Annotated in this window: 17 protein-coding genes, 1 tRNA gene and 2 pseudogenes; 11 read left to right on the top strand and 9 right to left on the bottom strand. The window is 51.8% G+C overall.

What is annotated here, in order from left to right:
- Window positions 1-145: 145 nt before the first annotated feature.
- Both DDZ13_RS05445 and DDZ13_RS15915 read right to left on the bottom strand, forming a co-directional pair.
- Window positions 146-2,062: a hypothetical protein gene (locus DDZ13_RS05445; RefSeq protein ID WP_110130423.1), complete on the bottom strand. Its 1,917-nt coding sequence runs from the start codon at window positions 2,060-2,062 to the stop codon at window positions 146-148.
- Window positions 2,063-2,605: 543 nt separating this feature from the next.
- Window positions 2,606-2,794 (bottom strand): annotated as a pseudogene (locus tag DDZ13_RS15915) (NAD(P)/FAD-dependent oxidoreductase); the annotation flags it as partial.
- A gap of 595 nt (window positions 2,795-3,389) precedes the next feature.
- Between DDZ13_RS15915 and DDZ13_RS05435 the strand changes: the two are divergent.
- From DDZ13_RS05435 to DDZ13_RS05415, 5 genes are all read left to right on the top strand, one after another.
- Window positions 3,390-3,695, top strand: a complete 306-nt coding sequence (locus DDZ13_RS05435) for a hypothetical protein (RefSeq protein ID WP_146209248.1) — start codon at window positions 3,390-3,392, stop codon at window positions 3,693-3,695.
- A gap of 57 nt (window positions 3,696-3,752) precedes the next feature.
- A complete protein-coding gene (locus DDZ13_RS05430) occupies window positions 3,753-4,376 on the top strand; it encodes a hypothetical protein (protein WP_110130420.1) in 624 nt (207 codons plus the stop codon).
- 13 nt (window positions 4,377-4,389) lie between these two features.
- Window positions 4,390-5,505: a hypothetical protein gene (locus DDZ13_RS05425; protein WP_110130419.1), complete on the top strand. Its 1,116-nt coding sequence runs from the start codon at window positions 4,390-4,392 to the stop codon at window positions 5,503-5,505.
- Between the two features lie 75 nt (window positions 5,506-5,580).
- Window positions 5,581-6,798 carry a HEAT repeat domain-containing protein gene (locus tag DDZ13_RS05420; RefSeq protein ID WP_110130418.1) on the top strand — a complete coding sequence of 406 codons (1,218 nt, stop codon included), beginning with the start codon at window positions 5,581-5,583 and terminating at the stop codon, window positions 6,796-6,798.
- A gap of 33 nt (window positions 6,799-6,831) precedes the next feature.
- Window positions 6,832-7,524 carry a hypothetical protein gene (locus DDZ13_RS05415; RefSeq protein ID WP_146209247.1) on the top strand — a complete coding sequence of 231 codons (693 nt, stop codon included), beginning with the start codon at window positions 6,832-6,834 and terminating at the stop codon, window positions 7,522-7,524.
- A 20-nt stretch (window positions 7,525-7,544) separates the two neighbouring features.
- Here the strand turns inward: DDZ13_RS05415 and DDZ13_RS05410 are convergent.
- From DDZ13_RS05410 to DDZ13_RS05395, 4 genes and pseudogenes are all read right to left on the bottom strand, one after another.
- Window positions 7,545-7,808: pseudogene (locus DDZ13_RS05410) on the bottom strand (NAD(P)/FAD-dependent oxidoreductase); the annotation flags it as partial.
- Window positions 7,807-8,229 (bottom strand): PIN domain-containing protein, encoded by a 423-nt coding sequence (locus tag DDZ13_RS05405; RefSeq protein ID WP_110130415.1) that lies wholly within the window; start codon window positions 8,227-8,229, stop codon window positions 7,807-7,809. The pseudogene DDZ13_RS05410 and the gene DDZ13_RS05405, both read right to left, overlap by 2 nt.
- Window positions 8,229-8,474 carry an AbrB/MazE/SpoVT family DNA-binding domain-containing protein gene (locus DDZ13_RS05400; protein WP_110130414.1) on the bottom strand — a complete coding sequence of 82 codons (246 nt, stop codon included), beginning with the start codon at window positions 8,472-8,474 and terminating at the stop codon, window positions 8,229-8,231. Before DDZ13_RS05400 ends, DDZ13_RS05405 begins: the two co-directional genes overlap by 1 nt.
- A gap of 53 nt (window positions 8,475-8,527) precedes the next feature.
- Complete coding sequence (locus DDZ13_RS05395) at window positions 8,528-9,811, bottom strand: aminoacetone oxidase family FAD-binding enzyme (protein WP_110130413.1); 1,284 nt, start codon at window positions 9,809-9,811, stop codon at window positions 8,528-8,530.
- 175 nt (window positions 9,812-9,986) lie between these two features.
- Between DDZ13_RS05395 and DDZ13_RS05390 the strand changes: the two genes are divergently transcribed.
- The 3 genes from DDZ13_RS05390 (at window position 9,987) to DDZ13_RS05380 (ending at window position 13,120) form a co-directional block, all read left to right on the top strand.
- Window positions 9,987-10,077, top strand: a tRNA-Ser gene (locus DDZ13_RS05390).
- 291 nt (window positions 10,078-10,368) lie between these two features.
- Window positions 10,369-11,949 (top strand): citramalate synthase, encoded by a 1,581-nt coding sequence (cimA, locus tag DDZ13_RS05385; protein WP_110130412.1) that lies wholly within the window; start codon window positions 10,369-10,371, stop codon window positions 11,947-11,949.
- A gap of 391 nt (window positions 11,950-12,340) precedes the next feature.
- A complete protein-coding gene (locus DDZ13_RS05380; RefSeq protein WP_233246087.1) occupies window positions 12,341-13,120 on the top strand; it encodes a YqjF family protein in 780 nt (259 codons plus the stop codon).
- Between the two features lie 170 nt (window positions 13,121-13,290).
- On the opposite strand, the gene DDZ13_RS05375 is transcribed toward DDZ13_RS05380, so the two are convergent.
- The 3 genes from DDZ13_RS05375 to lexA form a co-directional block, all read right to left on the bottom strand.
- Window positions 13,291-14,547, bottom strand: a complete 1,257-nt coding sequence (locus DDZ13_RS05375; protein ID WP_110130410.1) for an MgtC/SapB family protein — start codon at window positions 14,545-14,547, stop codon at window positions 13,291-13,293.
- Window positions 14,548-14,852: 305 nt separating this feature from the next.
- On the bottom strand, window positions 14,853-15,242 hold the full coding sequence (locus tag DDZ13_RS05370; RefSeq protein ID WP_110130409.1) for a VOC family protein: 390 nt from the start codon (window positions 15,240-15,242) through the stop codon (window positions 14,853-14,855).
- Between the two features lie 83 nt (window positions 15,243-15,325).
- Window positions 15,326-15,967 carry a transcriptional repressor LexA gene (gene lexA / locus DDZ13_RS05365; protein WP_110130408.1) on the bottom strand — a complete coding sequence of 214 codons (642 nt, stop codon included), beginning with the start codon at window positions 15,965-15,967 and terminating at the stop codon, window positions 15,326-15,328.
- Between the two features lie 163 nt (window positions 15,968-16,130).
- Between lexA and DDZ13_RS05360 the strand changes: the two genes are divergently transcribed.
- The 3 genes from DDZ13_RS05360 (at window position 16,131) to DDZ13_RS05350 (ending at window position 21,636) form a co-directional block, all read left to right on the top strand.
- The gene (locus DDZ13_RS05360; RefSeq protein WP_158279803.1) at window positions 16,131-17,918 is read left to right on the top strand and encodes an ABC transporter substrate-binding protein; all 1,788 of its coding nucleotides are present in this window, start codon (window positions 16,131-16,133) and stop codon (window positions 17,916-17,918) included.
- A 462-nt stretch (window positions 17,919-18,380) separates the two neighbouring features.
- On the top strand, window positions 18,381-20,690 hold the full coding sequence (locus tag DDZ13_RS15600) for an ABC transporter permease subunit (RefSeq protein ID WP_199221054.1): 2,310 nt from the start codon (window positions 18,381-18,383) through the stop codon (window positions 20,688-20,690).
- 103 nt (window positions 20,691-20,793) lie between these two features.
- Window positions 20,794-21,636 carry an ABC transporter ATP-binding protein gene (locus tag DDZ13_RS05350; protein ID WP_110130649.1) on the top strand — a complete coding sequence of 281 codons (843 nt, stop codon included), beginning with the start codon at window positions 20,794-20,796 and terminating at the stop codon, window positions 21,634-21,636.
- Window positions 21,637-21,641 lie beyond the last annotated feature (5 nt).

The raw sequence follows: 21,641 nt of genomic DNA, 5'->3' as shown, positions 1-21,641 counted from the left end.
ATTAGTGAAGTGTTGATAATCAACAAATCTAATTCGCGGAATCTCGCTAAAAAGTCGCTGAAGTCGTAATAAATTACTGGAGCCAATCTGGAGTGAAAAAGGGTTACCTTACTTTGATTTCTATATCAGCTCATCTCGGCAATTTTTATGGTTCAGTTGGTATGGGAGTATATCTGGCCTCATCAACAATGTAAAACATCTTAGGCTGAACATTAGCTTTCGGGTCTATTGTAAATTCAACAAGAGGGCCTTCAGCTGAAACTGTTTCAAGGACTTTAAAGTTTTCCAAACTCTCGCTGAATAGTAGGTGATAAAATGCACCAACCGTTGCTTCTAAATTCAGTGTCATGACTGTATCGGCATTCTGAGTTAGTTGCATTTCCAGTTTCTCAGATTGCGTTGTAATCAAATTCTCAAGCCCAATGACATATACGCCTTGGCGGCCTCCTTCGAAAACAACTGAAACGGCAATCTGATCAGCATCGAGTGCATAGCGTGACAGTGAAATCGAGTTTATACGGTCGTGATCGAGTAAATCGCCTGGGCTTAGAATCCTGTAAATTAGACCATTCCTTAAAAGAAAAACTGAATATCCAAGTTCACTCTGAGCATTGAACAGTAGGGAGTCGCGATCCAAACTTTTCGCGCTAGGATTGCCGTTAAGCATGGTTCCATCATGTGCTTTGACGCCTGTTGTATTCAATTCAAACCATCGGTTACCTGACCATCCCAGAATCATGCCGCCATAGGGTAGAAAGCGAACTCCTACATAGGCCCACCTGCCGTTGGCCATCAAGGAACTGATTTGAATTAACGCGCCTTCAGGAATCATCGCACTGAAACCAGACTCGAATTCTTCCAGGACTCCAAGATGGTCTCTGCGAAATAGTTTAGTTTGATCGCTATCCTTCACTATTGCAAAACCTTCACTATAAACCTCGTAGTCGTCATAGTAAGCGATTTCTGATGGCGACAGTGGGCTAGGTGAGTTGATCAATGATAACTCGCTGTCATAAGCGATAAGCCATTTTTGGCGTGGATTGCTGGTGTCGACCATACGAACGATGCGTTCGTCATCTGTCATTCGAATTTCATGTCCAGCATACCAGTTCGTATCCGATCCAACTAGTTGCTCGACATCAAATTCATCAAAGGCCAATGACAGATTGTCTTCCGAAGACTTTAAAACGCCATGATGACTGCCAAATAATACCTCAAGGTAGACTTCGCCGTTAGAATTCACAAGAGGTGTAGACTCTGAGCTGACCCCAAAAGTACCGTTATTCGGAATGCTTGTAGAAAATTCGGTAGCGACATGCTTTAATTCGCCTGCATGCGATGCGTAGATTGACTTTCTAGTGAAGCCATATTCGTAGCTTTGAAAAGCAACTGTTTCACCTTTGAGAGATGCCTTGCTCAGAGAAATAAGCTCTTCCTGTTGAAGTGGTAGCTGGCTGTTCGTATCAGCGATCTTTTCGACCACTAGGTCAACCGAGCTTCCCCTGATCACATTCAATAAGAGGTCGTCCATAGAAAAGCCCCCTGATTCATTGCTTAATTTGAGCGCCCTTAGGTTCGTAAATTCGGGCGGGAAATTGAATATTTCAAAGTCAGTTAAGTTCTCGCCTATTAGCCCATCTGTAGTGAATGTTGTTGTGACTGTGGAACCGTCAGCCAGCTCTCCTGTCGCGGTGATCACTTGCGGTGTCGCAAACGAAGTCGAGTATTCTGATAAACTTACTGCATTCGCATCGAATCGCTGGTTGGTGAGTGATTGTATCTCAATTTCAGCAATAATGCCTGTTAGGTGTGCGCTTCCGCTATCGCTTTGGTTAGTGACTCCAGACCCGCTGAGTCCCATTAAATATGGCGGTTCTTCTGAAAAAGCCCCAACGGGCTTGATATGGATGCCGTCTTCTTCGTAGACGGAAATTAATCTGGTAGAACCATATGGTTGGCTCCCATCAAAGTTAATCGTTATGGCTTCTCCATTTGCGACGCTCGATATCGTCACAACTAAACAAAGAATTTGAACCGTTGCTTTGATGAGGTTATTTTGCATGGAAAGCGTATGTTATGGTTATCATCAGTTCCTAGTCCTGGCGCCTTCGCTTATACGATCTGTTCAGTATTGATGCGCCTTGACGGCCTTTTCTCAAGATTCTAATCTTCGTGCGCTTGAATAAACAAGTCCAGATCTCTATTCAGCGGTTTTGGCGGGCTGGATGAACTGCAAACAACAGAAGGCGATTGAGTATCTTTTGGAAGAGAACCAAATTTTGCAACAGCAGTTTGAATCGACTGGTTAGAAGCTCTGTTTGGACAACCATCAGCGCCGTGAATTTGCCAAGCGAGGCAAAGCCATGGGTTGGGCACAGTTACAGAAATACGCGACTTTGATTCGACCAGAAACGATTCTTGGATGGCCCCGGAAGTTAATTGCCCTCAAATATACGGGTAAACGCGTGGTTAGAACTGATCGTCAGGAGCAGCTAGAATGCTGATACGAATAATTCGGCTATTTTCCGGTATAGCCTTCATTTAAATCAATAAATTCAGGTGGCGCTGACGTTTCTGAAATATATAGACTGTGAATTATTTCAATTTATGGGTGAGCCATAGAAACGCCGGCGATACGCCCAGTTGTCCAAGCTCCCTGGAAGTTAAAGCCGCCAGTGATGCCGTCGTAGTCGATACACTCTCCTGCGAAGTATAGTCCGGGCACTATTTTCGACTCCATTGTTCTCCAGTCGATTTCCTTTCTGCAGATGCCACCACAGGTCACAAACTCACTGGGAACGACCTTCGGAAGGCCATTTGATCTTACCAGTGAAATATTGACATTTTCTTTGGATGAGCCGTTTCCCGTTGCCTCAGATCAATCCCTGCTCTCGGAGTTCCATGAGCCATTCACCGGGAGTCCGAATAGCGATGCCATAGAATTGTGCTCCAAGTCGTTCGTGGAAATCTGCACGGTCCAAAGTAACTAGAACATCCGGTTTGCAGGCGAGGGCACTGATAAGGACAGGGCGGTCTTTTGCTTTCTCAAAAACGATGATATCGTCTGTGGTGAGAGCGTTAAGTTGCCAGTCAATCTTTCTGTCGAGTGACTTTGAGAAGTAAGCTACGGAACTGGCTCCGGGTTGGTTTCAATTAATAGATGGTGAAAGTCGGCTTTTGGTCAGCATTGACATGTTACGGAAATCTCGCGGAGTCAGACTGCTAGGTGGGATAAGTGAATGTCGAAGTGCCCACATCCTTTGAGGCTTCCATTATGGCCGAGCTTGCAAACGCAGAGGACGGATGGATTAGGGAATTTTACAGCGACGAACTCGCTCTTGCAATACTGATCAAAACCAGCTGCTTTGATCAGTGTGCGGTAAATGAAAATGCAATATCTAACTGTTTTTGTAGTATTGATCCTCTTGGGTGGCTGTGCCTCTCATCAACTATCAACTGACGAGAATGCCATTGCCGAAAAATCCGTAAAGATTGGGATGGCACCATCTCAGGTTATTAGTATCAAGGGGACTCATTATAAGAAAGTTAACCACGCATTGGAAGGTCATTATACCATGGTTTACCCAGATATCGCTGTCAGGATTCGAGGTGGTCACGTGTATGGGATTGAACAGAGCAGTTCGGGTTGGTTGCAGCAATTGAAGGATGTTCCTTATGGCGGAGAATACCCCTAATCCAAGACAGATGTGGCATCGACATAGATGCACCTGTCTCGGCATACATTGAAAGAAATGAAAATATCTGTTTATAGTTTGTTGCTCCTATCTCTTACCTTGGTATCATGTTCACAAGAGAAGTCTGGAGATGAAGCTCCGCAGGACCCAGTCTTGGCATACATCCAAGCAGAGAAAGAGTATTTAAAATCACTGCCAGATGAAGTATACGTTCCTTTGATCAAAGAATTAGCGAAGAACAATGAATATGTGCTAGAGTTTTTAGCCCGTTTCCCGAATGCTTATCAGGTGTCCAGCAGAAGTTTAATGAGGGCTGGGATGTTGGTTCCTAATTTATCGCGATCAGGCATCCCCGAAGATGATTTCATATTTGTTGCGGAATTACACGGAAGATACCGATTCCGATGCTTTGTGCCGTTTTATCTCTGGAAGGACTTCAAAAGAGTAGAATGTTATGGAAAACCCAGCTTTGACTTAATCGAAACGGTAAGCGTTGAGCGAATTAACGGCATCCAAGATCGGATACGCTCAAGAAGAGTAGAGCTTCCGGACGGGAGCCAGCGTTTTGAATTTAAACATTGGGAGTTACTAAAGGAATCAGATTTTGACTGGAGCCGATTAGGGATACGGCTCACAACCGAGGAGCCTATTGATGGCTTTGGGCCCGAAAATCGTATTTAAAGAATAGTCACTTATGAAAAATAAATTCATTCCAGCAACTCTGGTAATTCTACTCAGCACAATCCATGGAGAGATATTCATTAAAATGGATGCCATGAGAACGCTGGATCCTCAGCGCGAATTTGCTGAATGCGTCGCGATGGTAATGACCAATGAATTTGAAGAAGAACTTCTCGGAGAATTCGCGGATAAAACAGGGACGAGAGAATTTGAACAGATCGGCGATATTTTAGCGCTTTCATTTGATCCACTGGAATATCAGATCGTTTGCACCGGAATACCCAACTTTGAGAAGGAGGCAGAGCTTAGCTTTTGGACTGTATTTTTAAACAATCGCAGGGAAATTCTAAGGGCGAGATTTGACGATAAGATGAGGCATATTACAGAGTTAGTGGAGGCTAAGAATTCATCTTATCGGGATGCTATATCTGATGTATCCGATGAAGATCGGCTCGAAGCTATAAGAGAAGCGCACAGGAAAGAAAGCGTGCAAATAATAGAGGCCAAGCGTGCTTTTTGGAGATCTGGCTATCATTTGGCACATTGGACTTTCAAAAGGGTTTCAGGGGACGAGGAGGAGCATCTAGAAGCAGTGACGCAAAGCGATCCCATACATTTTATGCATTATCCCTTTAAAATGACAGAACACTATCAAAAACTTCTGGGTGCATCAGACAAGCAGGTCTCAGAGTTTAACCGCTTGTCCCAAGAGTTATCGGAAGAGATTTCTGAGTATGAAAAGAAATCTAAAAGAGTACAAAAAATAGATGGGGGTGTGCAGGTGTATGTACCAACGAATGAGGAGTACATTGATAAACTTAGAGACGATTTTTTAAGAGCGTCCAGGGAAATATTTGATCGGCAGATTGTTGAAGCTAAATATACCCGGACATTCTTAAAAAACTTAAAAGAGCCATTTTGGGTTTACAAAAAAGATCGTGTGATTTCGATGAAGAATTACACTGGTAAAAGGGGTCGTCCTGGTTCGGTATCGTTTAAAGCACATTGGATAAACGACAGGGGCGGCTGGAATACTTACAGCACTACAGATGGGCACAAGGTCCCTGAAGAGTATTCTCATCTTTTTGACGGAATACAGGTGGATAGTGAGGCCGGAAAGAGTGAGTAAAATACGCCGTCTCTCTTCATGTTCAACTAATGGAAATATCTTCTTCCTTTAAAGTAGTTAAAACCACCTATACTTATGCGCTATTTCTTACTCTACGCTAGTTGTCTTGTCGTGGTTCTGGGGCACGCTTCCGATGAGGCAAAAAAGTATCCTCTCTTGAGCAATAGAGCGGCTATAGCCGTATTGATTGAATCGTTAAAGAGTGAAGATTTCGATACACGTCATCGTGCAGTTGAATTTATTGGTGGACGCGGGGCAGAGGCTAAAGTAGCGGTTCCTTCGCTCATTGAACTGATGGAAGGCGACGTGATGGCTGACTCGGCGGCGCGTGCTTTGGGCCGGATCGGTCCAAAGGCGGAGGCTGCGATACCCACACTTATTAAAGGACTGGAAAAGCGGAAGACGCGCTGGAACTCCATTCATGCGTTAGCGAGAATAGGGGATGCATCCATACCAAGCCTCGAGGCGAGCTTGCAGCACGAACGAGTGGCAGTGCGATTTGCTTCACATACTGCTCTCGCATTGCTGCGAGGTAAAGACACGGAGCACTTTCAATTTTTACTGGATGGACTTTTGTCGGAAAGTCCGGCTACTGTTGAGTCTGCGGTGAGGGGATTAAATGCTGTGGGCCCATTGCCACAAACAGTGTTGCCGAACTTATTGGAAGCCTTGGAGAGCCCAGCAGTTGATGCATATTCATTGCGTGAGTTGATCAGCATTATTGCAGTTATGGAAGGCAATGCTGCCGCTGCTGTTCCGAAAATTATCGAATACCTGGAGCATTCCCATCGCATGACTCGTCTGAGGGCGCTTCAAGCGATTGATACCATGGGTGGAGAGCAATTCGCCTCAGCGGTTCCGGTTCTAATTGAGATTCTAGGAGATGAGCAGGAATTTTTCCGTGAATCTGCTGCTGATGCTTTGGGTGCTATCGGCCCAAAGGCATCGTCCGCAGTTCCATACTTGATCGAGCAAGTGAAAGCAGTCAATCCGTCCATGAAAAGGGCACAGACTAGGGCTGTGCAGGCTTTACTTGAGATCAACTCTTCCGATCCAGAAGTAATAAGCGCATTGGTGGATCAGATCCGAGGGCCGGATAAGCAATTTGCGTATACGGTGTCACGGCTAGTTGCACACGAATCTACCGCGCCGGAGAAATGGCTCTTGCACTATAATCTACTCTACGAAGAGGGTCTAATTATCGAAGAAACACTGCGGGTGCTGGAGCTGCGATCAAATCCGGGAAACCAAAGCGTTTTTGAAGAAGGACGTTTGATTTTTGATAATGGCTGATCTGTACCAATATTAACCTGACTTTCAAAGGGTATGAAATTTCTGATATCCATCTCATGCTTGTTTTTTGTAGCTTTAGGTTGCAGTTCAGAGAATTCGCGTGTGGACGATCAGCGTAAAGAAACAGTGAACTCATCACTTAGTTTAGTTGCTGACCTTGAGAGTGCCAGAGACATAGACCTCAATCTCATAGAACGGCACCATAAGCTTCGCATTAGAACTCTTGATAAAAGCCTGGTTCGGGCGGCATCCGCTAAGACTTTTTTTGAGTCCAGTGAAAGTCCCGATGTTATTCTTCTGAAAGTAAGATTTTCTGGCGGGACAAAGTCTACAGGCGCTTCAGGAGGCTTCCCTATTCTAAAAGATTGGTATAGGGATAATTATTTCAATGGATGGCGAATATTCGAAGTAATTAAAAAATATTCGGGTGAGTGCCCGCCTATGATTGTCATTGATGTCAAACAATCGCCTTCTTTTTTTGAGCATAATTACAAATTTTTGAAATTCCGTTCAACAGAATGGGTAGTGGCTCTTAAGCCTAAGCCAAAGGGGGAACTTGGTTCAGCTCCGGAGGATATGGTTTACGACTTTTATGGTCATTCATTATTCAGCGCAATCCCGGTTGCGTGGCCGGACGGACTCAGTGTGGGGCCTTACTTTGGGGGGATATTCTCGCTAGAGGAGGCCGAGAGATTAATCGAAATTATTCTAGCCTCCAAATTGTAAAATTCATCTATGGCTGTGACCTAAAGCCTGCATATTGCGGTCCCTGCTATACGAGCTGTTGTCCACGCTCCCTGGAAATTGAAGCCCCCAGTAATGCCGTCGTAGTCGATGCATTCTCCGGCGAAGTGGAGCCCGGGGACAATTTTCGATTCCATCGTGCGCCAGTCGATTTCCTTCCTAGATACTCCACCACATGTCACAAACTCAGGGTAATACTTAGCTTCTTTTCCTACAAGTGAAATATTGAACTTTTCCTTAGTGCAGGATTTTACATCCATTTGACTACAGCAAGCCCGTATCACGTTGCTCCATTAGCCACTCGCCGGGTGTTCGAATGGCGATGCCATAGAATTGTCGCCCGAGTCGGTTATGGAAGTCGGCTCTGTCCAAGGTGAGTAGCGCATCCGGCTTGCTGGCCAGCGCGCTGATCAACACGGGGCGATCCTTGGCTTTCTCAAATACAATGATGTCGTCTGCGGTAAGGGCGTTGAGTTGCCAATCAATGAGTCTGTCCAAGTGCTTGTCGAAGTAGTCTTGCGCACTCTCGCCGAGTTTGCACAAGTTACGGGAAGTTTCCTCTCGGCAGTAGTGGGCACTGATTAGGTTCCAGTCGTAATCATTCGCCGATTCGAGAATGTAACGACTTGCTCCTTTGTCGGACCCGCAGGCAGAAAGAAGCACACTTGTGTCCAGAAAGAGATCCACTACTTGCCCTTCTGGGTGCTACGAAAAGCGGCCATTTCTTTTTCGTCCTCTTTGATCCAGCTCCGAAGCGTTGACTTTGGAATGTCTCGAACTGGAATTGCTGCGGCTGGCTCCAGATAGAGTTTTCCGTCGCGTTCTTCAATCAGAAGCATCGGGTTTCGTAACTGGTCGACTCCGAGACGTTTCCGCATCTCTGGTGGTATCGTTACGGTGCCGCGCTTGCTGATAGGTATTGCTGTTGCCATGCTGTAACACTGCAATGCGGTAAAGCGAAAGTCAAGCCGTTCGGGCTTAATAGCTATTCAGTTATCGCCAGTCCGGCAATCCGCCCAGTCGTCCAAGCCCCTTGGAAGTTGAAGCCTCCTGTAATCCCATCGTAGTCGATGCATTCACCGGCAAAGTGGAGCCCGGGCACGATTTTCGACTCCATTGTTCTCCAGTCGATTTCCTTTCTGCAGATGCCACCACAGGTCACAAACTCACTGGGAACGACCTTCGGAAGGCCATTTGATCTTACAAGTGAAATATTAACATTTTCTTTGTTGGTGGTCTTCCCCTGGACGGAATAGCAGCCCTGGATCAGTTCCCCGACAAGGGCACTTTCCTTATCCTTGGGCAGCTGGGCCCATTTCTGCTCCTCGCCGACTCCGCAGGTTTCGACCAGTCGCTCCCAGAAGCGGCGGGGGAGTGCCTCAAAGACCTTGCTCTTGACCTGGGTTTTGCCTTTTCGCAACTGACTGAAACGTTCGCGCACCTGGTTTTCGGAAGTATCGCCCAGCCAATTGATCCAAATCTGGAAATGATAGTTTTGGGCCTGCAGCTCGCGGGCTTCCCATGCCGACAATTTCAGGATTGCGGGGCCGCTCAGGCCGCGATGGGTCATGAGGACGGGGCCTTTCTGGTCGGAGCCCTTGCGGGCGGTCTTGACGGAAGCATTCTGGACGGAGAGCCCTGCAAGCCCGTGGGTGCGTTTGTCGGCCAGATTGAAGGCGAACAGGGAGGGGGCGAGCGGTTCGATGTGGTGGCCGAGGCTCTCCAGTGAGCGACTCAGCTTCGATCCCTTGAGGGAGCCCGTCGCGAGGCAAACCTTGTCCGCATGCCGGAAGCTGCCGTCGCTGAATTCGAGGGTCATCCGGCCATCGGGCTCCACCGCCATTCCCTGGAGGCCGAGGTTCTTTTCAAGCCGGATACCGAGCCGGTTGGCCTGCTGTTCAAAACATTGAATGATGGTTTTCGAGTCGTCCGTGACCGGGAACATGCGCCCGTCGGCTTCGGTTTTCAGGGACACGCCCCGGTCGGCAAACCAGTCGATCGTGTCCCGGGGCTGCCAGCGATGGAAGGCGCCGAGAAGTTCGCGGCTGCCGCGCGGGTAGTGACGGGTCAATTGTTTCGGGGCAAAACAGCTGTGAGTGACATTGCAACGGCCGCCGCCCGAGATCTGGACCTTTGTCAATGTCCGCCGGCTGGCCTCATAGATGGTGACCTCCGCCGACGGATCCAATTCGGCCGCCGTCAACGCGGCAAAGTAGCCGGCCGCCCCGCCGCCGATGACGGCGATCGATTTTTTTGTCTGCCCGGTCATGTCTGCTCTTCTGAAAACTTTTATCGGCCCCAATGCCACCCAAAAACCACATCGCTGGTTTTTCATACCGGATCGAGTCTTCAAAATTGAGCCCCGATTCGGGGGGCGGTTAAATTTTCCAAAAAGGGGGTTGAACTCTGTGGTAATCCACTGATAACTCTTTGTCTTCTGGTATGGAGACGTGGCTGAGTGGCCGAAAGCGCTTCTTTGCTAAAGAAGTGAGCCTCAAAAGGGTTCCATGGGTTCGAATCCCATCGTCTCCGCCAGCCTTCGCAGGAGCGAAGCGAGAGGGAAGGCTGTCACGCCGTAGCCTTCACACCGTGAAGCGGAGGGTCTTGGGTCTACACCAAAGTTTGGGGACCGGAGCATTTCCTTTCTATTTTTTATGTTTTGTAATTATCCGCACTGAGCGATGACTCTGAGTCGGGGGCGCTTTCCAGCCGTGCTTGTCTATCCGCTCGGAAGCTAAAATCCAGCGGACAGGAATGTCCGCTCTCTGTTTTTGAGTTTGCCCCGAAGCGGGCATCACTTTGTTTTCTACGGCTTTCCTATTTGCTATGAGTCAAGCCATCCAAATCTACGATACGACCTTGCGTGACGGCACGCAGGGCGAAGGTGTGTCATTCACCGTTGCCGCCAAGCTGCGTGTGGCGGAAAAACTGGATCAGTTCGGGATTGATTATATTGAAGGTGGTTGGCCGGGCTCGAACCCGCGGGATTTGGCTTTTTTTGAGGAAGCCAAGAAGCTGAAGCTTCATCATGCCAAGATTGCCGCCTTCGGCTCCACCCGTCGCGCCAGCTTGCCGGCCGAGGAAGATCCCCAGTTAAAGTTGCTGCTGGAGGCGGACACGCCCGTGGTCACTATTTTCGGGAAGACCTGGTTGCTGCATATCACCGAAATCCTACGCACCACCGCGGAAGAGAATCTGAAAATGATCGAGGACTCGGTGCGCTTCCTGACTGAGAATGGCCGCGAGGTGATCTATGATGCGGAGCACTTTTTCGACGGATACTGCGACGATCCGGACTATGCGCTGCAAACGCTCGAAGCCGCCAAGCGTGGCGGGGCGATCAACCTGACGCTCTGTGATACCAACGGTGGCAAGCTAGTCAGTGAGGTTGAAGCAATTGTCGGCAAGGTCTGTGCGCATTTCCCGGATACTCTGGTCGGTGTGCATTGCCACAACGACTCCGGACTTGGTGTCGCGGTTTCCCTCGCGGGGATCGACGCCGGTGCGACATTGGTCCAGGGCACGATGAACGGCGTCGGTGAGCGCAACGGAAACGCTAATTTGACCACGATCATTCCCAATCTGGTGTTAAAGATGAAGCGGGAGATGAACTGCAAGAGCCAGCTCAGCAAACTGCGCGACCTTTCCCTTTTCGTCGACGAGATGGCCAACCGCTCCCACGATATGAAGGCGCCTTTCGTCGGGGCCAGCGCCTTTGCCCACAAGGGAGGGGTCCACGCCGACGCCGCTGCCAAGGTTAAGGAGAGCTACGAGCACATCGAGCCCGAGCTGGTCGGCAACCGCACGCGCGTACTCGTTTCGGACATGTCGGGTCGCAGCAGCGTCATGATGAAAGCGAAGGAAGTCGGGGTCGACCTCGACGCCCATCCAGACGAGCTCCGGGAATTTCTGGGCAAGCTCAAAGAGCTGGAATACAAGGGCTACGAGTACGAGGCGGCCGATGCGTCCTTCAAGCTCCTGCTGAACCGTTACCTGAACGGTAAGAAAGATGATGTCGAATTGATCGGCTATCGGGTCATGGTCGGCCACCAGACCGCAATGAATCGGACTGTCTCCGAAGCGACCGTTCAGTTGAAGGTTGGCGACGAGATCCACCACACGGTAGCCGAGTCGAATGGACCGGTGGGAGCGTTGGACGCAGCCCTGCGCAAAGCGATTGCACCGGTCTTCCCGGAGATTTCCGAAGTCGAGTTGATCGACTTCAAGGTTCGGATTTTGGACAGCCAGCATGGCACGGACGCGATTATCCGGGTGCAGATCGAGTCCACCGACGGTAAGGAAATCTGGGGCACGGTCGGTGCCAGTGATAATATTATCGAAGCCACTTGGGAAGCCTTGATCGATTCGGTAGAGTATAAGATCCTGCTCCATTCCGAGGGAAAATAAGCGAATCCGATAGCGCGTGTTAACCGCAATTGGGGGATACGCTACTGTCGGGATATCGCTGTGCGCCGCACGATTCCCGTAGCCGAAGCCCTTAGGCTTTGGTCGAAGCATGCGTGGAGTCGGAATACGGTACCATCAAACGCGACCTGTCCCGCCGTAGCCTTGGCGAAGGAGGAAGGCGTTCGGCTACAAATTAAAGATGGTTGGCAGTGGATTGAAGAAGTTGAGTTTGGAGTGGTAGTACGGGTTATCCCGTAGCCGAAGCCCTTAGGCTTTGGTCGAAGCGTATGTGGAGCCTGGAATTCGGTACGACCAAACGCGAAGGCGTTCGGCTACGACTTGGAAATTCAGTTGTGTTGTTATGATCCGAAAGTTGCGGCGATGCTTTAAGATGACGGATTACAAGTCAGAGCTGCCGCTGGAAGCGCGTCGTCGGGAAAGGCATCGGCCGGACAGTCCAGTTGTGATGTACCAGCGCTGGTCGGAGCTTCTGTTTTTGCATTGGGCGGTTCCGCCTGAGGTGGTGCAGGCGGGGCTGCCGGAGGGGCTGACCGTCGATACCTATGAAGGGCAGGCCTGGATTGGCGTGGTGCCTTTTCTGATGCACGGGGTCCGACCGCGTGGCTTGCCGCCGGTGCCTGCGCTTTCAAACTTTCCCGAACTGAATTTAAGGACCTATGTCTACGATCACATAGGCCGTCCCGGAGTCTGGTTTTATTCTCTGGATACGCCTAACTCAGTCGCCAATTGGATCGCGCGGACGTTTTTTCATCTCAATTATCGGACAGCCCGTATGGAGGTGAGACATGGTGAACGGGAGATTGATTGCCGCTCGGAACTGAAGCAAGATAACCGGTTCGACGAAGCCCAACATTACCGCTGGCGTCGCGAGGGCAGGGCATTCGAAGCGGAGCCAGGCAGCCTCGAATTCTTTTTGGCAGAACGCTATCGACTCTTTGCCTATGACTGGAAGAGCCGCCGCCTTTTCAGTGGACGGGTGCATCATGTGCCCTATCCGCTGCAAGCTGCAAAAGTTTCTCAATACTCGAAACGCCTCTTCAGCCTCAGCGATTTGGAAGAACCGGATGGCGGCCCGGATCACACTCTTTGCTCCGCAGGCGTGCCGATTACGGTACATCCACTGGCGCGTGTCGCCCCGATTCAGGGTTAAAAGAGAATCGCGTTAAGTTAAGCAGTAGAAACGTGTTTTCCTCGTTATGGAGGTAGGTGGCCCGCTTCAGCCGGTCACCCGAGTGTGGATGCGGTTCCACAGGGCCGATACGAGTCGCACGGCTAAAGCAGAGCGACTACGATAAATACTCAAATGTTAGTCTAATCGGGTTAAACGATAAAGAAAGCGCCCGCGCCGGCCAGAACGGTGGCACCCAAGGCAATTGCAATGTGTTTCCTAAGCTGCGGGGCACCAATGCTGAAAACCAGTCCGGCTTTTAGAATGGTGTTGGCGATGGCCGAAAGAATGAGTGCCTGAGTGGCAATTTTCAGCACGACGCTACCGTCTTTCAGATTGTTGGTAATGGAAAGGGCGATCGCATCCATATCGGTCAAGCCGGAGAGGAAACTCAGCGCCAGCAATCCGTCGGAAAGATCTGTCTGGCTAAGCAATTTGACCAGGAAGGAGACTACCCCGTAAATCAGTGCGAACTTGACTGCGATGGACAATCCTAGGGGATTCTTCAGGTCGGGAATGTCTGTCGCTTCTCTGCTTTGCCGGCTGATGATGCCGACAAAAGTGGCGTAGATCAGACCGGGTAGAGCCATGATGGTGAAGGGTAGCCAAAGGCTTTGAATAAAGGGCGGGTAGATAAATCCGAGTATGATTAAAACACGGCCCAACATGATGGTGCAGGCGAGTACGATTGCGAGTGAGAAGCCGCCTGAAAGCTCAGGGTAGGTCTTGGACTCCCGACTGAAGGCCAGAGTCGTGGCCGTGCTGGAAGCCAGGCCACCGACGAGGCCGGTCAAAATTACGCCAGCCCGGGCGCCCAGTAAACGCATCAAAATGTAGCCCACGAAACCAAGGCCGGAAATCAGCACCACCATCAACCAGAGGGAGTAGGGATTGATGGCTTCGTACGGACCATAGCCTTGGTTGGGTACGAGCGGTAAAACGATACCGGTGACGGCGGCGAACTGTAAAGTCGAGCGGATATCCTCGTCCGTAAATCGGCGCGTCCAGGCATGGCTCATCTGCTTGATCCCCAGTACGATCATGGTCAATGCCGCCAGCATGACGGCAAACATAAGATGCCCCCAATAAACCAGAGCACCCAGCATGATCGTAATAATTGTGGCCGCACCGGTCGTCAGTCCGATCATCTCACGCTCTTTCGACGACATGCCGTGAAAGATCAGATGAAAACCAATCAAAGCCATCGCCATAAGAAAGGCATAAGGCACGTGTTCCGTATCCACGTAGGCGGCCGTGTAGCCGATGAGCGCCCAAAGCACGAATGTACGCAGGCCCGCGAAATGATTGGCACTCTTATGGTTGTCCTGCTGTTCGCCCCACTGCCGGATCATGCCGATCAGAGCGCCGAGGCTGGCGCTGACAATGAGCGATTGAAGCAAGTCGTCCATAGCGTGTGATATAGTTAAAGACTCCTAGTCGTTTCTCAGCTCATGGTCAATGGGGCGTTTCGCCTTAATCGCCGCAATGCCTCTGTCGCACAGGCGTCTCGCCTGTGTTTTTTTAGGCATAAAGGCACCTCGTCGGTGGCCAATCTTGGAGGTAACAGCCGAGACGGCTGTTCTACTTCTACATGAGGAGCTACGACAGTATAAGCGAATGGTCCGTGCCCCAATAAGTTTCACGGGTGCCGCAGCATGTCCGCCGTAGGCCTATGGCGAAGGAGGAAGCTGCACCCCCTACAATTTAGAAGGGTTTACTCGTGTTCGAGTATCTCGACTTCGTAACCGTCCGGATCGGTGATGAAGGCCATCTTCTTACCTTCGGCGAATTTCTCCCGCCAGTTGGAAGGCCACAGGTCCATTTCCAAATCCATCTTTTCCAGCTCCTCACAGTAGACGACCACGTCATCGACGCGGATGCAGGTATGGACCAGATCTTCCGGAAATTTGACTTCAAAGTCAGGGGAGTAGGTAAGCTCCAGTTTGTGGGCGCTGCCGGGAATCTGCAGGTGCGCCAGTTGATTGCCGCTGGGGGATTTGTCCGTGCGCTTGAGCACTTCAAAACCGCATGTGCGGCAATACCAGTCGATGGATTTTTCCAGATCGGATACGCGAATACGGGTGTGGTCGAAAGTGATGTTCATGGTACGTGTTGTCTGTTGAGGGTTACAGATTGATTGTTATCTGGATAAATATCAAATAAAGCCCAACTTTCAACTATCAACCCTTACAAACTCCGCACTACGGCCTTCGCCACCCCCTGCACGCTGAGTTCAGCGACGGGATAAAGCTCGGGGTAAAATTTATTCTCGGCTTTGAGGTAGGGCGGCTCACCGGCTTTCTGGATGTAGCGCTTCAGGGTGGTCTCGCCATCGATAAGGGCGGCCACGATATCGCCATCGCGGGGATCCCGTGGTTCCACGACCACCATGTCGCCTTCGTAAATTTCGGCGTCGACCATACTGTCGCCGCGAACCTGTAAGGCAAAGGAACGGCGGCGGTTGTTGAAGCCGGCGTGTTGGATATCCACCTGCAGTCGCCCGATTTCACCGGCGGGCTCGACCCGGTCGGGATAACCGGCTGCGATGTCGCCCATGACCGGAATGTCGACAACTTCGCTGGCATCACTGGGAATCTCATCCATTTCCGGGGCGTCCGGACGGTTGATACGGAAGGTGCGTGCCTGCCCGGGAATACGTTCGATCTTACCTTTCTTTTCCAGAGCGCGGAGGTGGCCCATGACGGCGTTGGTGCTCCTGAAGCCGAATTTGTCCTGTATCTCTCTGATGCTGGGCCAGTAGCGGTTACGCCACTCATAGTTTTCGATGAAACTAAGGATCTCTTGTTGTCGTGCAGTCAGGTCTTTCATTGTGTTCAATTGTTTAGGTGAACACTTGAACATTGTCAAGCCTGTGAATAACTTGTTCATAACCCGCTCGGGAATGTGACAATAAGCGTTGAACATTAATGCGACCACGCTTTCGTGAAGAGCTTCGATGAATTTTAACCGGGCTCCAATCCACTCACGAATCATGCCGTTTCTAGGGCTCTTGGGCGTTCTATGGTTCACTGCCTGCGAGGGGCCGCCGAAGGTTGAGCGCGGCCAGCACGAGCTGCCGGAGGACGTGGAAGTGGTCGATTGGGAGCCGGGGGAATACGGCGGTATCTTCGTGCTGAACGAGATCACCCAACCCACCACCTTCAACCCGCAGGTTAAGAATAACGTCACCACAAGTTTTATTCTTTCTTACATGCTGGCCGCGTTGGTCGAATACGATCCGCGCCGTTCGGAGTTTGTGCCGGCGCTGGCAGAGTCCTGGGAGGTGAGTGAAGATAACCGCTCCTATACCTTTCACCTCCGCAAAGGCCTGCGCTGGAGTGATGGCACGCCCTTGACCGCCGACGATGTGATTTTCACCTTCGACTGTATTCTGGCAGAGAAGACAGATCCCGAAACCGGTGAGGTGCTGCCCAGGTATCCTTCCCGCTATTACAAACAATACCACATCGCCGGGGAGAAGCTGCGCTACAAAAAGATCGACGACCATACGGTCCGCTTCGATCTGCCCACGGTCTATGCCCCGTTTATTTACGATCTCGGCCAGCCGATTCTACCCAAGCACAAGCTGCAGAGCGCCTACGAAGACGGGAGTTTTTTAAAACAATGGTCCACCCAGACGGCGATTGAATCACCCGAAGAGATTATCGTGACAGGGCCCTTCAAGATACATTCCTATCGGCCGGGCGAGCGCCTCGTGCTGCGGCCCAATCCCCACTATTGGAAGGCGGACCGTGAAGGGCAGCGCCTGCCTTATCTGGACTATTTCGTCCTGAAGTTCGTCGCGGATTCCAATACGGAGATTGCCCATTTCGCTACCGGCAAAAGCGATGCTGCCGCCATCGGAGCCGACGATTACGCCTGGGTGAAGCAGGCCGCGGAAACCTACGACTTTACGATTTATGACCGGGGCCCTTCGTCGAGTGTGAACTTCTTCTGGTTCAACCTGCATCCGGGCAAAAACGAGGACGGTGAGCGCTATGTCCCCGAGCACAAGTTTCGATGGTTCAGTGACAAGCGCTTCCGGCAGGCCGTGCAATACGGCACGAACCGACAGGGGATCATCAACGCCGTCCTATTCGGGAAGGGCGAGCCGCTGACCTCGATCATTCCCCCGGCTCAGGGGAAGTGGCACAATCCGGATTTGCCGCGCTATGGCTACGATCCGGAGAAGGCTAGAGAGCTGCTGAAAGAGGCAGGTTTTCGTTGGCGCGAGGATGGACGTCTTGTCGATGTCGAAGGAGTCCCGGTTGAGTTTACCCTGCTGCTGGTCGAGAGTCCGATTTTGGATAAAATCGGTCTGACTTTCGTGGAAAATATGAAGGCTCTCGGGATGGCCGTGAACATTGAGCGTACGGATTTTGCCACGCTGCTTCGCCGCACGGATGATACGTTTACCTACGACATTACGATACTCAGTTGGGGGTCGAGCAGCGCGGCCTACGATCCTTCCGGGAGCAAGGCGCTCTATCTGAGCAGTGGGGAATACCATCAATGGTATCCCAATCAGCCCGAGCCCGCCACCGAATGGGAAGCCCGCATCGATGAACTGATCGGCCTCCAGGAGCGGACGCTGGATATGGAGAAACGTTATGACTATATGCATGAGGTGCAGGCCATCCTGGCAGAGCAGCTGCCGCTGCTTTATGGCTTCACGCCTTACGGTTACAGCGGGATCAAAAACAAGTGGCGGAACATTTATGTGCCCTCCGCCGGAAGTAGTCTCTGGAACATTGAAGTGATTTGGGAGGGGAAGGACTAGCTATGTTTCAACTGAATTGGCGCCGCAAAATCACCGTAAGTGTAGCCGAAGCCCTTAGGCCTTGGACGAAAGTGCGTGCGGACTCGCTTGTACATACGACCAAACGCGAAGGCGTTCGGCTACGTGGCCGAGGGAGTGGTAGCTACGACCAGACGGGCACCCTTTCGGCTTGGGGTTTTGAAGGCCGTGTACAAAACTCGAATCGCATGCTGCCAGGAATCTTGAATGTAGCCGAAGCCCTCAGGCTTTGGACAAACGTCCTTGCGCTTCGTAATGCGCCTGCGACTTCGATCTTCCTGTTCCCATTTCGTAGCGAACTTGCGCCAGCAAGGTCGATTGTTTGCTTGCCGCAGTCGTGTTCGACGGCACTCCGCCTTCGCTCAACGAGACTACGGCGTGACATGTGGCGTGCCGTCGCTACCATTCGGTTACAGTTAACAAACGAGGAGGCTGCCTGAGCCAATGACGGCCTTCATTCTCAGACGTCTGCTCGCGCTCATTCCCTTGCTTTTGGGGGTGAGCTTACTGGTGAACCTGCTGATGTATCTTTCTCCGGGCGATTTCCTGACGCAGGCCCGGGCGGCCCGTGATATTGATCCCGCTGTTATCGAGCAGCAGGAACGCCAGCTTGGGCTTGTCGATGCCGAGGGCGAGCCGACCCGCTGGTATGTGCGCTATGGGCACTGGTTGGCCAACGTGTCCCCTATTAAATACGGTCCCTGGGTAGGGGAGGACGACCGGGGCCTGCATTTCGGCTGGCCTTATTTTGGAGAGTCCTGGACCTACAAGGTGGAGGTCTTTTCGCTGCTCAAGCAGCGCGTGCCTGCGACCTTCATGCTCTCGCTGACCTCGCTCATGTTTGCCTGGTGTCTGGCGATTCCCCTCGGTGTGCTGGCGGCGATCTACAAGGACTCGATTTTCGACCGGATCAGTAGCCTGTTGGCTTACGCGGCCCTTTCGATACCGGAGTTCTTTCTCGCCATTCTGGCGGTCTATTTCGCAGCGGTTACCGGTATCTTTCCCGAGGGTGGGCGCTCCTCGGTCGAGAGTGAGTTTTATCCCTTCGGACTTCGAATCCTGGATTACGGCTATCACTTGATCCTGCCCAGTATCGTTTTGGGTGTCGGCAGTGTGGCCGGGATGATGCGGGTGATGCGGGCCAACTTTATCGATTACATGCGGGCCGAGTTTGCCACCGCGGCCCGGGCCAAGGGGCTGCGTGAGCGCGTAATCATGTTCAAGCACGTGCTGCGCAACGCCATCAATCCGCTCATTACGTCCTTCGGCTACTCCTTCGCCAGCCTCCTGTCCGGAGCCCTGTTGGTGGAGAACGTCATGAACTATCCCGGTCTCGGGCAACTGATCTTCCAAGCGCTGATTCGGGAAGATCAATATGTGGTCATGGCCGGTGTGCTGGTCGGTGTGGTGATGCTGGTACTGGGCAATTTACTTGCGGACCTCCTGCTGGGCTGGTCCGACCCGCGAATCCGGCTCGAAGGGGGCAGCAGGGCCAAAGGCGCGGTCAGGGGCAGCTATTGGATCTGGATTGGTCTCATCGGGATTCTCCTGCTGGAGATACTTCTGGAAGCGTATGCCCCGGGTATTCTTGCCGTGATCGCGACCGGATTGAAGTATATCGGCATCTTGCTGGTGGGGCTGCTCGCCCTGGCCTGCGTCGGTCTGGTTGGTTATGTCGTTTATGTTCTCTTCAAACAACTACTGGGCAAGGTGCTGCGCCGCCCGCTGGGCTTGTCTGCGCTGTCCGTTCTTGCAGTACTGTACTTCGGTGCGCTCTTTGCCCCGTTCATTGCCCCGTATGAGGTGACCACGCAAAATCTGGACAAGCCCTACCATCCGCCAAGTGGAGTGGTCTGGAAAGAGGGCGGATTACACGCGAAGCTCTACACGCAGGAAACGGTGGGCTCGGCCGAGTACAAGCATGTCGAAGGTGATACCGCGCCCATTCAGTTCTTTGCCAAAGGAGAGCCTTATAAACTTTTTGGCTTTATTCCAATGGAGCGGAAACTCTTCCAACTCGATACCGACGATCCCAACGCCAGCTTCTACCTACTCGGTGCGGACGATACCGGACGTGATATTTTCAGCCGGCTGCTGCACGGTTCACGGGTTTCGCTATCGATCGGGTTTATCGGGATCTCCATTACTCTGATGCTGGGCTTTGTGGTGGGTGGTTTGGCGGGCTACTACGGGGGCACGGTCGACTTTGCCGCCATGCGCCTGGTCGAGCTACTGATGTCGATCCCGGCACTTTATCTTCTTCTGGCCCTGCGTTCCGCACTGATGGGGCCCGGGCTGTCGCCGACGCAGACCTACATTGTGATTATTGTCATTCTCTCGGTGATCGGTTGGGCCGGCACCGCACGGATCATTCGTGGGATGACACTGTCGATTCGTAATCGCCCCTTTGTGCTCGCGGCGGAAAGTATGGGGCAGTCCGTACCGCATATTCTAATCAAGCACATCCTGCCGAACCTGGCCAGCTACCTGCTGGTCGCGGCGACACTGGCCATCCCCGGTTATATTCTCGCCGAAGCCGCGCTTAGCTTTCTCGGCCTCGGTATCAGCGAGCCGTCCACCAGTTGGGGCCTCATGCTGAAACAGTCGCAGGGCAACATGATCGTCTTCTTCATGAACTTCTGGTGGATGCTCACGCCCGGTTTCGCCATATTTGTCACCGTGATCGCTTTCAACGTACTTGGCGATGTGCTCCGCGATATCGTCGATCCGAAAATGCAAACCGGACGCGGCTAGTGCCGCTTGAACGTCGAATGAAAATAGGAGACTGCCCGGTATGGACCGGTAATCATAATTCAATGTTGGACGTTCGATGTTCGATGTTCAATGTTCTCACAAAATGAGCGCGCTACTCGAAGTCAAAGACCTCCGAATCGCCTTCCACTCGCGTGGTGAGGCCAATGAGGTCGTGCACGGGATCGACTTCACTGTCGGCGGTGATGGCAAGACCGTTGCGATTCTGGGGGAGAGCGGGAGCGGCAAGAGCGTCACCTGCCTGGCCCTGACCAAGCTGCTGCCGCCCGATTCGACTTGCTCGGTGCAAGGGGAGATTCTTTTCGAAGGCAAGAATGTGCTGACCATGTCAGCCGATGAGGTTCGTTGTTTGCGGGGCGAGGGGATTGCCTACATTTTTCAGGAACCGTCGGCTTCACTCAATCCGGTCTTCACGGTGGGGCACCAAATCGCGGAGGCGGTTAAACTGCACCGGCCTGATATCAGCGACACCAAGGGGCGCGTCATCGAGTTGCTCGATCTGGTCGGTATTCGCGACGCGGCTAAACGCTACAAAGCCTACCCGCATGAAATGAGCGGTGGCATGCAGCAACGTGTGATGATTGCGATGGCCCTGGCCTGCGAGCCCAAGCTGCTGGTGGCGGATGAGCCGACCACCGCCCTGGATGTGACGATCCAGGCACAGATCATGAATCTGCTGCGTGATCTTCGGGCCAAGCTCGGGATGAGTATCGTGCTGATCACCCACAACTTCGGGATCGTCAAAGGCTTCGCCGACGAGGTCATCGTCATGTATCGGGGGGACATCGTGGAGCACGGGCCGGTTGAAGAGGTGTTGAACAATCCGCAGCACCCCTACACCAAAGCCTTGATCGCCTGTATTCCCAAGCTCGGGGTTAAACAGCGCCGCCTGACCACGATCGATCAGGAAATGGCGGCGGCGGAGTAGGGGTT

It is taken from the genome of Coraliomargarita sinensis, assembly GCF_003185655.1.
Classification (GTDB): domain Bacteria; phylum Verrucomicrobiota; class Verrucomicrobiia; order Opitutales; family Coraliomargaritaceae; genus Coraliomargarita_B; species Coraliomargarita_B sinensis.
This window is presented reverse-complemented; position numbering and strand designations above follow the sequence as displayed.